At 70.0% G+C, this 12,926-nt stretch carries 10 protein-coding genes and 1 pseudogene; 1 reads left to right on the plus strand and 10 read right to left on the minus strand.

The annotated features are described in order from the left end of the window. The 3 genes from G6031_RS04570 to G6031_RS04580 form a co-directional block, all read right to left on the minus strand. Positions 1 to 758, minus strand: a 758-nt coding sequence (locus G6031_RS04570; RefSeq protein WP_182652596.1) for a hypothetical protein, incomplete at its 3' end; no start/stop codon positions are given. A gap of 110 nt (positions 759 to 868) precedes the next feature. Continuing rightward, positions 869 to 2,389, minus strand: a complete 1,521-nt coding sequence (locus G6031_RS04575) for a phospholipase D-like domain-containing protein (RefSeq protein WP_182615547.1) — start codon at positions 2,387 to 2,389, stop codon at positions 869 to 871. Next, positions 2,386 to 3,552, minus strand: coding sequence for an allantoinase (locus G6031_RS04580; RefSeq protein WP_182652597.1), 1,167 nt, complete (start codon positions 3,550 to 3,552; stop codon positions 2,386 to 2,388). Before G6031_RS04580 ends, G6031_RS04575 begins: the two co-directional genes overlap by 4 nt. Positions 3,553 to 3,686: 134 nt before the next feature. On the opposite strand from G6031_RS04580, the gene rraA reads away from it, so the two are divergent. Next, the gene (gene rraA / locus G6031_RS04585) at positions 3,687 to 4,169 is read left to right on the plus strand and encodes a ribonuclease E activity regulator RraA (protein WP_179524199.1); all 483 of its coding nucleotides are present in this window, start codon (positions 3,687 to 3,689) and stop codon (positions 4,167 to 4,169) included. Positions 4,170 to 4,230: 61 nt separating this feature from the next. On the opposite strand, the gene G6031_RS04590 is transcribed toward rraA, so the two are convergent. The 7 genes and pseudogenes from G6031_RS04590 to G6031_RS04620 form a co-directional block, all read right to left on the minus strand. Then, complete coding sequence (locus G6031_RS04590; protein WP_179524198.1) at positions 4,231 to 4,614, minus strand: hypothetical protein; 384 nt, start codon at positions 4,612 to 4,614, stop codon at positions 4,231 to 4,233. Between the two features lie 97 nt (positions 4,615 to 4,711). Further along, on the minus strand, positions 4,712 to 5,257 hold the full coding sequence (locus tag G6031_RS04595; RefSeq protein WP_182609893.1) for a hypothetical protein: 546 nt from the start codon (positions 5,255 to 5,257) through the stop codon (positions 4,712 to 4,714). A gap of 5 nt (positions 5,258 to 5,262) precedes the next feature. Then, a complete protein-coding gene (locus G6031_RS04600; RefSeq protein WP_182609886.1) occupies positions 5,263 to 5,499 on the minus strand; it encodes an RNA-binding S4 domain-containing protein in 237 nt (78 codons plus the stop codon). Between the two features lie 88 nt (positions 5,500 to 5,587). Further along, complete coding sequence (locus G6031_RS04605) at positions 5,588 to 5,947, minus strand: hypothetical protein (protein WP_347238311.1); 360 nt, start codon at positions 5,945 to 5,947, stop codon at positions 5,588 to 5,590. Positions 5,948 to 6,084: 137 nt separating this feature from the next. Next, a complete protein-coding gene (locus tag G6031_RS04610) occupies positions 6,085 to 7,557 on the minus strand; it encodes a glutamate synthase subunit beta (RefSeq protein ID WP_182652598.1) in 1,473 nt (490 codons plus the stop codon). Then, entirely contained in the window at positions 7,550 to 12,151 is a 4,602-nt protein-coding gene (gltB, locus tag G6031_RS04615) for a glutamate synthase large subunit (RefSeq protein ID WP_182652599.1), read from the minus strand. The genes G6031_RS04610 and gltB overlap by 8 nt, the downstream gene beginning before the upstream one ends. 262 nt (positions 12,152 to 12,413) lie before the next feature. Then, positions 12,414 to 12,926, minus strand: a pseudogene (locus tag G6031_RS04620) (hypothetical protein); the annotation flags it as partial.

Below are 12,926 nucleotides of genomic sequence, written 5' to 3' on the forward strand. Positions count from 1 at the left end.
GCCCCCGCCTCGCCCGCGGCCTCCGCCTCCGCGGCGGCCTCCGCGATGGCCCTGCGCCGCTCGTTCTCCTCGAACGGGTCCTGCAACGCGGAACGCTGCACCGCGTCGATGCTTCCGGCCAGTGCGCCGGGGAGCTCGGTGCCGGCGTCGGCGGCGGCGTCCTCGAGGAACCCGCCGGCCTCGGCCGAGCCCACCACCACGTCGTTCCAGAACGTCAGCTCGTGCGGGTAGAGCTCTCCGGCCTCCTGGCGCTCGGCCAGGGCGGCGAAGAACCCGCCGGCGAACTGCACGCTGAGGACCGGGAAGATGTACTCGGGGATCGAGAGCGAACCGAGCCCGATGGTGCCCGACCCGATCGAGCCGGTCGGGTTGACGTAGACGGACCCGGGCAGGCTGCCGGAGGAGGCCACGGAGGCCACCGCGGATCCACCCGCCGACCCCAGCGCCTCGAGCGGCGCCACCGAGCCCAGGACCTGGCCGACGGACAGCGCGGTGTCCGGCACCACTCCGCTCCCGATGTCCCGCAACCCCTCGGATCCCGCGCCGAAGCCCGGGTTGCCGACCACGATCTCCTCGGGGATCAGGCCGGTCAAGCCGTCGACGCTGCTGTTGCCGGTCTGGGTGGGCACCGAGGAGTCGGAACCCGAGGCCTCCTGGCCGTGCACCACGGCCGGGGTCGCGACCGCCGCCAGGGCGGTCGCGGCGACGACGGCGCCGATGCGCCTGGTCCGGAGTCCGGAACCACGGTTCTGGGGCATCTGTGCTGGCCTCTCGTCATGAGCAGGGCCCTACCGGCCCACGCACGCAAAGCGTACTACTACAGGGCCGATCCGGACTGCCGGGCCGGGCCCCGCCGCGGGGCCGGCCCCTACTGGAGTGCCGAACTCAGCCGCGCGACGTTGTCGACGTACCGCCCCGGCCAGGGACGGCGCTGCCAGGTACCCAGGCCGAGAGGCGTGCTCTCCTCGAGGTAGGCGTCCACCGCGTCGTTCATCTCGGTCAGCGCCTCCCCGCCGAGCACCAGCAGGCTGATCTCGAAGTTCAGGTTGAACGACCGCTGGTCCATGTTGCTCGACCCCACCACACCGCCGTAGTCGTCGATCAACATCATCTTGGTGTGCAGTACCGCCGGCGAGCGGAACCTGTTGATCCGCACCCCGGCCTCGAGGAGTGCACGGTAGTAGGACCGCTGGGCGTGGTGGACCATGAACTGGTCCGCGTGTTCGGGGACGAACAACTCCACGTCGACACCCCTGTAGGACGCGGAGGTGATCGAGTGGAGCAACGCCTCGTCCGGGACGAAGTACGGGCTGACGATCCTGATCCTGTGCTCGGCCTGGCCGATGAGCTGGGTGAACATGCGCAGGTTCGGCTGCGTGCGGTATCCGGGCCCCGAGGGGACGAGCTGGAAGGCGCTGACCGGGTCGCCGGCGGTGGGGTCGCCTCCCGCGCCTCCGGCTCCGACCGACGTGCCGCGGGAGAGCTCCTCGAAGGTCTCGATGACCTCACCGCTCTCGGAGTACCAGTCCACCGCGAACACCCCGTTCATCGCCTGGACGATCTCACCCCGGACCTCCATCATGAGGTCCACCCACTCCCGGCCGAGGCGGGTGTTGCGGGGGCTGCCGTAGTTCCGGGCGATGAGGTTCTGCGAGCCGATGAACCCGTGGTCGCCGTCGACGATGAGCATCTTGCGGTGGTTGCGCAGGTCGGGCCGGCGGAACCTCCCGACGAACGGGTTGATCGGCAGCATGAGGTGCATCTCGACCGGCGAGTGGCGCAACCTCCGTCGTAGCACCTTGAAGCCCCGGTACCGCAGGGACCCGAGGTGGTCGACCAGCACCCGGACCGTCACCCCCCTCTCCGCCGCCTCGACCGCGGCGGTGAAGAACTCGTCGGTCTCGTCGTCCCAGGACTGGGCGTAGAACTCGATGTGCACGTGGTCCCGGGCGGACCGCACCGCGTCCGTCATCGTGGCGAGCGAGGCCGCGTAGTCCGAGTACAGCCCCACGAACTCGCCGGACATGCACGGGATCGCGGTGAGGTTCCGGTTCATCTCGAGAACCGTCCGCACCCCGGGCGGGATCCGCACGCTGTCGGGGACCGTGGGCCACTTCTCCAGCGCCTCCTCGTAGAGCCGGTTGGCCTCGGCCTGGATGACGTGCCGTCGGCCGGTGATGTACGGGTTTCCCAGCAGCAGGAACAGCGGCACGCCGACGATGGGGATGAACAGGATCGCCAGCAACCAGGCCTGAGAGGAGGAGGGCTGCCGATTCTCCGGCACCATGCCCAGGGCGAGGATCTTGATGGCGTACTCGGTGATGAGCAGGGCCGAGGTCACGCCCGCCGGGAACGGGAGGAACGCCAGTCGGTCGACGGCGGGGTTCATGTGGCGGATCGGGACAGGACGGCGCCCCGGGGCAGGGAGCGGGGATCGACGAACCGGCCGTCGGTCATGGTCCAGCGGACCACTCCCGCCAGGGCCCTCTGCGCGTACACCGAGTCGGCGGAACCGAGTTCCCGGGCACCGGGGAGGACGACGAACGCCTCGTCGTCCGCGACGGCGGTGAAGTCGGCCCTCAGACCCGTCCGGATCTCCCCCCGGTCCTCGAGACCGACGATCGCGGCCGTCGTCCCGGACATCCAGCCGGCCACGTCCGAGAGATCACACCCCCTCCGGCGTGCTTCCGTCCACACCACCGAGAGACCGAGTCGGGCGGAGGCGATCGCGTCGACGGTGCCGTCGCGGAGGGCGTCCCAGAGGAGTTCGCGCGTGGCGGCGTCCCGGATCGGGGGATCCAGGTCGGCGGCGGCCGCGCCCCCGTGGGTGACCTCCGAGACCAGCGCGAGCAGGTGCGGGCTCGTGGAGGCGGTCACGCGCAGCCCCTCGGCCTTGGCCCCCCGCAGCAGCGGCAGCTCCTCGGCGTCGGCGACCGCCCGCAGGTGCAGCCGACCACCGGTCCGGCGACAGACGTCCAGCAGTACCGGGAGGTCCTCGACGCCGGCGTCCGCGGCGAAGAGCCCGCCGCGGCCGGCGACCTCCTCCGCCGCCGCCGCCAGGTCCTCACTGTTCAGGGTGGGGGTTCCCGCCACGCCCTTCCCGTCCGCCACGGCGGAGATCCCGAACACCCCCCGGTCGAGCAACGCGCCGAGCCGTCCGAGGTTGCCGGGCACCGCGGCACCCCACAGGCCCACGTCGACGAACGACTCGCCGGTCACCCCCTCCCGCCACCGGTCCACCTGCTCCGGGTCGGTGGCCGACGGGTCGCCGTTCGTCCCGTAGTCGACCACGGTGGTGATCCCCCCGAGGGCGGCCGAACGGGTGCCCACCGCGACGTCCTCGGTGCTCACGTGCGGGTCCACCAGCCCGGGCATCAGAACGACGTCGTCACCCAGATCGATCGTGTGATCACCCGCCAACCCGATGTCCCGCGCCTCGGACCCGGTCCGCACGGAGGAGATCACGCCGCCGTCCACCGCGACCGCCGCCTGCTGGATACGACCGTCGACCACGGCGCGGCGGGCGTGGATCAGGAGCTCGTACCTGGCCACGGATCGGTCCTCCTACGTCTAGACGGATTTCGGTGACACCCTCGGGCGTCATTGTCCCCCACGGCCGAGGTCTTCCGGGGCAGCGTCGCCGGATAGCGTGGAGGGAGACCGAACTCAGACCAGGAGGGCCCGCCATGACCGACACCCCCACCGGATTCGTCCCCACCGCCGACCTCGTCGACGAGATCGGCGAGGGCGTCCGGAGTTGCGACACCCAGTTCCGCGACCTCGGCGGCCGAACCGAGTTCTTCGGACCGGTCTCCACGGTCCGGTGCTTCCAGGACAACGCGCTGCTCAAGAGCGTTCTGGGTGAGCCCGGAGAGGGTCGGGTCCTGGTGATCGACGGTGATGCCAGTGTGCACACGGCGCTCGTCGGCGACCTCATCGCGGAACTCGGTCGATCCAACGGATGGGCCGGCGTGGTGGTCCACGGCGCGATCCGCGACTCCGCGGTGATCGGCACGATGGACTTCGGGTGCAAGGCCCTCGGGACCAACCCCCGCAAGTCGTCCAAGACGGGCGCCGGGGAGCGGGATGTCACCGTGAGTTTCGGCGGGGTCGACTTCGTCCCCGGCGACATGCTCTACGCGGACTCCGACGGGATCGTGGTGCGCTGACCCCGGCGCGCACCCCACGCCGGGGCGTGGCGGCCGACGGGGTCGCCGAGCGGTCAGCGGATCAGGACGCGCCCGCGAAGGTGCCGACCGAGCCGACCGACAGCTCGCCGATCGAGGCCTCCGGCCCGTAACTGCCCAGCGACCCGGGCGCGTACGACCCGGTCGAGTTGGGCACGTCGACGGAGAGGACGACGGACCCGGTGTTGATGAGCGTCGTCAGCAGGTTCATCAGCGAGCCGGTGCCGAGGGAGCCGTAGCCCAGACTGCCGAGCGCGTCGATGGTCGCGGGATCGACCGACATGCACCGGGCGCCGTTCATCGTCTGGATCCACACGCAGAACGGGTCCGTCGGCTCCTCGGGCGCCGCCGTCGCCGACCCGGCCCCGGCGAGCAGGGCGGTGGCCATCAGAGCGGACGACGCCGCGGCGAGCAGGGTGGTGCGCATGTCAGGGAACCTCCGGGTAGGCACCCCACCCGGGCGTGGGGCTGTCCTCACGAAGTGTAACGGGTATCACACCGTTCGCGACCGGCGGCCCGGACGGTCATGCCTCGCGTCTGATCCACCGCAGGAGCGGGCCGAGGGAGACCCGGTCGGTGAGATCCAGCCCGCCCAGCTCGAGCATCGACTGCTCCTCCGGGGTGAGATCCGGTTTGCGGCGCAGTGCCGCCAGCGCGGTCTTGATCCCCAGCCGCTGCCGGAACCCGAGTTGGTCGGGGGTCACCACGCCGCGCAACTGGAACAGCTTGAGGTCCCGGAGCTGGTCGGCGGAGAACTCGCTCGACATCAGGTCGATCCGGGCGTCGTCGGTGACCGGGGTGGGGCCCACCATGACGACGGCGACCCGGCGACCGGCCTCCACGAGCGCCTCCCAGTTGTCCTTGATGAACCCCGAGCCGCCCAGACCGCCACCCGGACGCATGCCCGTCACCAGGACCACCGTCCCGGCCACCACGAGCTCGGCGGGATCCACGGCGTCGTGGTGGGAGCTGCGGGCGTCGAACTCCTCCGCCACCCAGTCCGCGTAGCGGCGGGCCCCCGGGTCGTCGTCGTGCAGCACCACCGGGGCCGGCACGGCGCCGGACGTCATCTCGTTCACTGAGGCCTCCCCTGCCCGTCACGGGCGACCACGCGGGCCGCGCGGCCACCGAACGCCACCACGTCGCCGTCGGCCAGTCCGCGACCGCGCCGCACGTCGACCTCCCCGTTGACGCTGACCGCGCCCGCCGCGACGGCGTCCTTGGCCTCCGCCCCCGAATCGAGCAGCGAGGCCAGCTTGAGGAACTGGCCGAGCGTGAGCTTGCTGCCCAGATCACATTCGACGTCGTCCACTGGTGGACCGGCCGGCGGTGTCACCCGCGCGGCCCGTCCGCGTCCTGCGATATGGCGGCTCATATTGCCGAGCCTATCGGCCCCGTCGTCAGGGGGCGGGACCAGAGGGTGGGGCCTGCTCCTCCGGTGGCACCGCACGACCACGCCTCGTGACCAGTGCCAGACCCATCCCGCCGGCGATGAGGACCGCGGCGGCCAGGCCCAGCGCGACGGTCTGCACCCCGGAGATGCCCAGGGAGGACGAGTCCGGGCCGTCCCCGGCGTCCGGCGAGTCCCCCTCCACCGGGAGCGGGGGGAGTTCGCTGAGCACCGGGAGATCGGTCACCTCGACCCTCGCCCCGGAGCCGGTCCCCTGTGCGGAGGCCGCGGGCCCACCGATCATCGCGACCGACAGCCACAGCGCGACCACGAGCGCCACGACCAGGCCGACGAACACGGCACCGGACACGGCGGCAGGGCGACGGCGGACCATGTATGCCTTCCGTGACGGCGGCCGGGGTGGCCTGGATCGAATTGCCTCACATCTTAGGTTCTATTAAGGCGAAACGATACCCCGCCGTGCTCCCCCGGGCGCGCGTCCCCCGGTCAGCGCTGTGCGACGTCCGTGGGTCGAACGGGCGACGGGAGGGCCGTCTCCCCCATGAGGAAGCGGTCGACCGAGGCCGCGGCGGCGCGCCCCTCGGCGATCGCCCACACGATCAGGGACTGGCCACGTCCCATGTCCCCGGCGACGAACACACCGTCGACGTTGGTGGCGTACGTGTCGTCCCTGTCGACGTTGCCCCGGTCGCTGAAGTCCACGCCCAGGTCGGAGCACAATCCGGTCTTCTGCGCGCCCGTGAACCCCATGGCCAGCAGGACCAGGTCCGCCGGGTACTCGAAGTCGGTGCCGGGCACCGCCTCGAAGCGCCCGTCGACCATCTTGACCTCGGAACCCTTGAGCGCCGTCACGTGGCCGCCCTCGCCGAGGAACTCGGCGGTGGAGACGCTGTAGACCCGCTCGCCGTTCTCCTCGTGCGCAGACGCCGTGCGGAACATCAGCGGGTACACGGGCCACGGGGTCGAGGCGGCACGGGTGGCGGGCGGCCTGGGCATGATCTCGAAGCTCTTGACCGACTTCGCACCCTGGCGGGTGGCCGTTCCCAGGCAGTCGGCGCCGGTGTCGCCGCCGCCGATGATGATCACGTGCTTATCCCGCGCGTGGATCTCCGGCAGGCCGTCGGAGTCCACCACCGGGTCACCGACCGCGGCCTTGTTGGCCAGCGGCAGGTAGTCCATCGCCTGGTGGATCCCGTCGAGCTCGCGGCCCGGGACCGGGAGATCCCGTCGCATGGTGGCGCCGCCACAGAGGACGACCGCGTCGAACTCGCCGCGCAGCTGCGAGGCGGTGATGTCCTTGCCCACGTTGACGCCGGCGCGGAACACCGTGCCCTCCGCCTCCATCTGGGTGAGGCGCCGGTCGATGATCTCCTTCTCCATCTTGAACTCGGGGATCCCGTAGCGCATCAGACCACCGATACGGTCATCGCGCTCGAAGACCGTCACCGAGTGCCCGGCGCGGGTGAGCTGCTGCGCGGCCGCCAACCCGGCCGGGCCGGAACCCACGATCGCCACCGACTGGCCGGTGCGGAACGAGGGGATCACCGGATCCATGGGACCGTCCTCCCATGCCTTCTCGGCGATCTCCACCTCGATCTGCTTGATCGTCACCGCCGGCTGGTTGATTCCCAGGACGCAGGAGCCCTCACACGGGGCCGGGCAGAGCCGCCCCGTGAACTCGGGGAAGTTGTTGGTGGCGTGGAGACGATCCACCGCCGCGTCCCACCGCCCGCGGTGCACGAGGTCGTTCCACTCCGGGATGATGTTGCCGAGCGGGCAACCCTGGTGACAGAACGGGATGCCGCAGCCCATGCAGCGACTGGCCTGGGTCTTCAGGTCGTCCTCCGGGAGGGTGGTCGACTCGTAGACCTCCTTCCAGTCCATGATCCGCAGATCCACCGGACGACGCTCGGGGAGCTCCCGTTCGGTGTGCTTGAGAAAGCCCTTCGGGTCAGCCATTTGCGGCCTCCATGATCGCCTCGTCCACGTTGCGTCCGTCCTTCTCCGCCTGCTCGATGGCGAGCAGCACGCGCTTGTAGTCGCGCGGCATGATCTTGACGAAGTGATTCACGTTCTGCGCCCAACCGGACAGGATCTCCCGCGCCCGGGTCGAATCGGTCTCGGCGGCGTGCCGCTCGACGATCCGGTGCAGGAACTCGACGTCCTCCGTCAGCAGTTCCTCGATCTCGACGAGCTCGTCGTTGAGGTTCACGGGCAGCTGCCCGTCCGGGTCGTAGAAGTACGCGACACCGCCCGACATGCCGGCGGCCACGTTGCGCCCGGTCGACCCGAGCACCACGACCTGACCACCCGTCATGTACTCGCACGCGTGGTCACCCACGCCCTCGACCACAGCGGTGACGCCGGAGTTGCGGACGCAGAAGCGCTCGCCCACCATTCCCCGCAGGTAGATCTCACCGCTGGTCGCGCCGTAACAGATCACGTTCCCGGCGATGATGTTGTCCTCCGCCACGAAGTCCGGGGCCGCGTCCAGGGCGGGCCGGACCACGATCCGACCACCCGACAGTCCCTTGCCCACGTAGTCGTTGGCGTCACCGAAGACACGCTGGGTCACGCCGGCGGCGAGGAACGCCCCGAACGAGTTGCCCGCCGAACCGGTGAAGGTGAGGTCGATGGACCCGTCCGGCAGGCCTGCGGCCCCGTACGCCTTGGAGATCTCGTGGCTGAGCATGGTGCCGACCGAGCGGTTGACGTTGCAGATCGGGTACCGACCGGTGGCCGGGCCGGACGACGGGTCGACGAGCACCGAACGGAAGTCCTCGATGAGCGTGCGGTCGAGCACTCCCTCCAGCTTGTGGTCCTGCTGCTTGGTGCAGCGCAGGTCCTGGTGCATGAAGGGCGAGTCCGCCTGGGCGAAGACTGGCTCGAGGTCCAGCTTGGCCGCCCGCTTGTTGTGGGCGAACGCACGGGACTTGTCGAGGCACTCGGAGTGTCCGATCGCCTCGTCGAGGGACCGGAAGCCCAGCTCGGCGAGGTACTCGCGGACCTCCTCCGCGACGAACTCCATGAAGTTCACCACGTACTCGGCCTTGCCGTTGAACCGCTCGCGCAGCACCGGGTTCTGGGTGGCCACACCCACCGGGCAGGTGTCGAGGTGGCAGACGCGCATCATGACGCAGCCGGCCACGACGAGCGGCGCGGTGGCGAACCCGAACTCCTCGCCACCGAGCAGCGCCGCCACGATCACGTCGCGCCCCGTCTTGAGCTGCCCGTCGACCTGGACGACGATCCGGTCGCGGAGCCCGTTGACCAGCAGCGTCTGCTGGGTCTCGGCCAGGCCCAGCTCCCACGGTCCACCGGCGTGCTTGAGCGAGGTCAGCGGCGAGGCACCCGTGCCTCCGTCGTGGCCCGAGATCAGCACCACGTCGGCGTGTGTCTTGGACACGCCCGTCGCGACGGTTCCCACGCCCTGCTCGGCGACGAGCTTGACGTGGATCCGAGCCTCGGGGTTGGCGTTCTTCAGGTCGTAGATGAGCTGCGCCAGGTCCTCGATCGAGTAGATGTCGTGGTGCGGCGGGGGCGAGATCAACCCGACGCCCGGCGTGGAACCACGGACCTCGGCCACCCAGGGGTACACCTTGCCCGGCGGCAGCTGGCCGCCCTCGCCCGGCTTGGCGCCCTGGGCCATCTTGATCTGGATGTCGGTGCAGTTGGCCAGGTAGTTGCTGGTCACACCGAACCGGCCGGAGGCGACCTGCTTGATGGCCGACCGGCGCCAGTCCCCGTTGGGGTCGGGGCTGAACCTGGCGATGGACTCGCCGCCCTCACCCGAGTTGGACCGGGCGTGCAGGCGGTTCATCGCGATCGCGAGGGTCTCGTGCGCCTCCGCGGAGATGGAGCCGTAGCTCATCGCCCCGGTGGAGAACCGCTTGACGATCTCCGACACCGGCTCGACCTCGTCGATCGACACCGGCGGGCGAGTGCTCTTGAGCTCGAACAGACCGCGCAGCGTGGCGAGACGCTCCGACTGGTCGTCGACGAGCCGCGAGTACTCCTTGAAGATCTCGTATCGGCCGGACCGCGTGGAGTGCTGGAGCTTGAACACCGTGTCCGGGTTGAACAGGTGGTACTCGCCCTCGCGCCGCCACTGGTACTCGCCACCGATCTCGAGCTCGCGGTGGGCGGCCTCCTCGGGACGCGGCAGGAAGGCGAAGCGGTGCCGACGGGCCACGTCCTCGGCGATCTCGTCGAGGCCGATCCCGTCGATCGGGCTGACCGAGCCGGTGAAGTACTCGTCGCACAGTTCCTGCGACAGCCCGGTGATGTCGAACAGCTGGGCGCCGGTGTAGGAGGCGAGCGTGGAGATGCCCATCTTGGACATCACCTTGAGCACGCCCTTGGCGGCCGCCTTGCGGTAGTTGGCGCAGGCCTCGACCGTGTCGATCCCGGCGAGGTCGCCCGTCTTGACGAGCTCGTCGATCGACTCGAAGGCCATGTAGGGGTTGATGGCGTTGGCTCCGTAGCCGAACAGCACCGCCATGTGGTGCACCTCGCGGGCGTCGCCCGACTCCACCACGAGGCTGACCCGGGTGCGGGTCTTCTCGCGGACGAGGTGGTGATGCACGGCGGAGGTCAACAGCAGCGACGGGATGGGCGCGTTGCGCTCGTCGGACTCACGGTCCGAGAGCACGATGACGGCGGCACCGTCCTCGATCGCGTCCGAGACCTCGCGCCGGATGCGGTCCAGCGCGATGCGCAGGCCCCGCCCGCCGTGGGCGACGTTGTACAGACCGCGGACGGTCACCGCGCGAAGCGCCGGGCGGGAGTCCCCCGCCGCCCGCAGCGTGGCGAGCTCGGAGTTGCCCAGGATCGGGTTGTCGAGCTTGATCTGCCGACAGGAGTCCGGGCCGGGGTTGATGAGGTCACCCTCGGGACCGAGCGTCACCCCGTAGCTCGTGACGAGCTCCTCGCGGATGGCGTCGAGCGGCGGGTTGGTGACCTGCGCGAACCGCTGGGCGAAGTAGTCGAACAGCATCCGGGCCCGCTGGGACAGCACGGGAAGCGGGGTGTCGGTACCCATCGACCCGGTCGCCTCTGCGCCGACACCGGCCATCGGGGAGACGAGGACGCGGAGCTCCTCCTCGGTGTAGCCGAAGACCCGCTGCCGCAGCACCACGCGCTCGTGGCTCATGATCTCCTGGCTGACCTGGGGGAGGTCGCCGAGTCGGACCATGCCCTCGTCGAGCCACTGCTGGTAGGGGTGCTCGGCGGCGAGCTGCTCCTTGATCTCCTGGTCGTCGATGATCCGCCCCGCGGCGGTGTCGACCAGGAACATGCGGCCGGGCCGCAGGCGGGTCTTGGTGACCACCTTGTCCTGCGGGATGTCCAGGACGCCGACCTCGGAGGCCATGACGACGAGACCGTCGTCGGTGACCCAGATCCGCGAGGGGCGCAGGCCGTTGCGGTCGAGAACCGCTCCGATCACGGTGCCGTCGGTGAAGGTGATCGACGCCGGACCGTCCCATGCCTCCATGAGCGAGGCGTGGTACTCGTAGAACGCCCGCTTGGCGGGGTCCATGGTCTCGTGACGCTCCCAGGCCTCGGGCACCATCATGAGCACGGCGTGCGGAAGAGTGCGGCCGGCGAGGGTCAGCAGCTCGAGCGCCTCGTCGAACCGCGCGGTGTCCGATCCACCGGGGGTGCAGATGGGCAGGGCCGCCGACAGGTCCTCGATGTGCTCGCTCGACATGAGCGACTCACGGGCCCGCATCCAGTTCTCGTTGCCGCGGGCGGTGTTGATCTCCCCGTTGTGCGCGACGTAGCGGAACGGATGCGCGAGCGGCCAGGCCGGGAAGGTGTTGGTGGAGAAGCGGGAGTGGACGATGCCCAGGGCGGACTCCACGCGCTCGTCCTGCAGGTCGAGGTAGAACTCGGGGAGCTGCTTCTCCGTGAGCATGCCCTTGTAGACGAAGGTCCGGGGGCTCAGTGACGGGAAGTACACGGTCTCCGAGCCCAGGTCGCCCTTGCCGGGCCCCTTGGATCCGAGCTCGTGCTCGCACCGCTTGCGGACCACGAAGCACTTGCGCTCGAGTGCGAGCTCGGTGAGCAGGGCGCCGTCGGCACCCGCGGCCTTGACGAAGATCTGGTGGATGGTCGGCTGGGCGTCGCGGGAGATCGCGCCGACCGTCGAGTCGTCGACCGGGACCTCACGCCATCCGATGACAGTGACGCCCTGCTCGGCGGCGATCCTCTCCACCAGGCGCTTGGCGTCCATCGCCAGCATCCGTGACTGGGGGAGAAAACAGAGGCCGGTCGCGTACGCACCGGCCTCGGGCAGTTCCAGGTCCTGCTCCTCGCGCATCACCTCGCGGAAGAACCGGTCCGGTACCTGGATCATCAGACCCGTGCCGTCACCGGTGTTCGCCTCGGCGCCGACAGCGCCCCGGTGCTCGAGGTTGACGAGCGCGGCGATCGCCTTCTCGACGATGTCCCGGGACTGACGTCCGTACATGTCCACGACGAACGCGACACCACAGGAATCGTGTTCATATTCAGGGCGGTACAGGCCTCTGGGGCCGGGAGTCGTCATCATCTGCTCGCCTTCGTTTGTCGACGGGCGGACTCCGTGGTGGCTGGAGCACCCGCACTCAGATCACCGTGGTGCTCTGGCCCGCAAATAATATGGGGAAAAGGGGGTAGCCGCACAATTGGGTTTCGTCAATCGACGCGGACTGACGTGGGACACGGATTCCACCCTGTGAGATTTCTCTCAGGTCACGGGCTCTCTCGCTCTCGAAATGGCAACTGCCCCGCTCCGAGTGGACCACTCGGAGCGGGGCAGTTGGGGTGTCAGATCACCGGATGAACGGCAACGGGGGCAGGGTGACGCCGTCCGGCAGCCCCACCTCGTAGTCTCCGAGCGAACCCGTGGTGACGATGGCCGCGTTGGCGGTGACCGCGACCCCACCCTGGGCGCCCGGCTCACCACCGCGACCGTTGGGGGTGACCGGCCCCGGAGCCGGCGGCGCCTCGGGAACGGCGACCGGCGCGGGGGGCGCGACGGGCATCCCGGGCAGGGGCGGCAGGGCCAGCCCGAGATCCATGACGGACTGCCCGATCATCGGGGCGGCGGCGATCGAGCCGCCGATGAGGACCACCGGGAGCAGGATCGGAACCGAACCGGCCACCGACGCGGCCGTCGAACCCAACGGGGCGAGTGACGCGGTCAGGGAACCGATCGGGGCGAGAGACCCCTCCACCGAACCCGGCTCCAGGGACCCCATCGGGAGCGAACCCTCCAACGAACCGTCGTCGAGCGAACCGGGCTCGAGGGAGCCCTCGAGGGAGCCGTCCAACGACCCGGGCTC

The sequence above is a fragment of the Dietzia sp. CQ4 genome, assembly GCF_014145125.1.
GTDB lineage: Bacteria > Actinomycetota > Actinomycetes > Mycobacteriales > Mycobacteriaceae > Dietzia > Dietzia natronolimnaea.

Coding starts and splice junctions, on each gene's coding strand:
- G6031_RS04575 (WP_182615547.1), bottom strand. CDS start 2,389: ATGAACCCCGCCGTCGACCGACTGGCGTTCCTCCCGTTCCCGGCGGGC.
- rraA (WP_179524199.1), top strand. CDS start 3,687: ATGACCGACACCCCCACCGGATTCGTCCCCACCGCCGACCTCGTCGAC.
- G6031_RS04590 (WP_179524198.1), bottom strand. CDS start 4,614: ATGCGCACCACCCTGCTCGCCGCGGCGTCGTCCGCTCTGATGGCCACC.
- G6031_RS04595 (WP_182609893.1), bottom strand. CDS start 5,257: ATGACGTCCGGCGCCGTGCCGGCCCCGGTGGTGCTGCACGACGACGAC.
- G6031_RS04610 (WP_182652598.1), bottom strand. CDS start 7,557: ATGGCTGACCCGAAGGGCTTTCTCAAGCACACCGAACGGGAGCTCCCC.
- gltB (WP_182652599.1), bottom strand. CDS start 12,151: ATGATGACGACTCCCGGCCCCAGAGGCCTGTACCGCCCTGAATATGAA.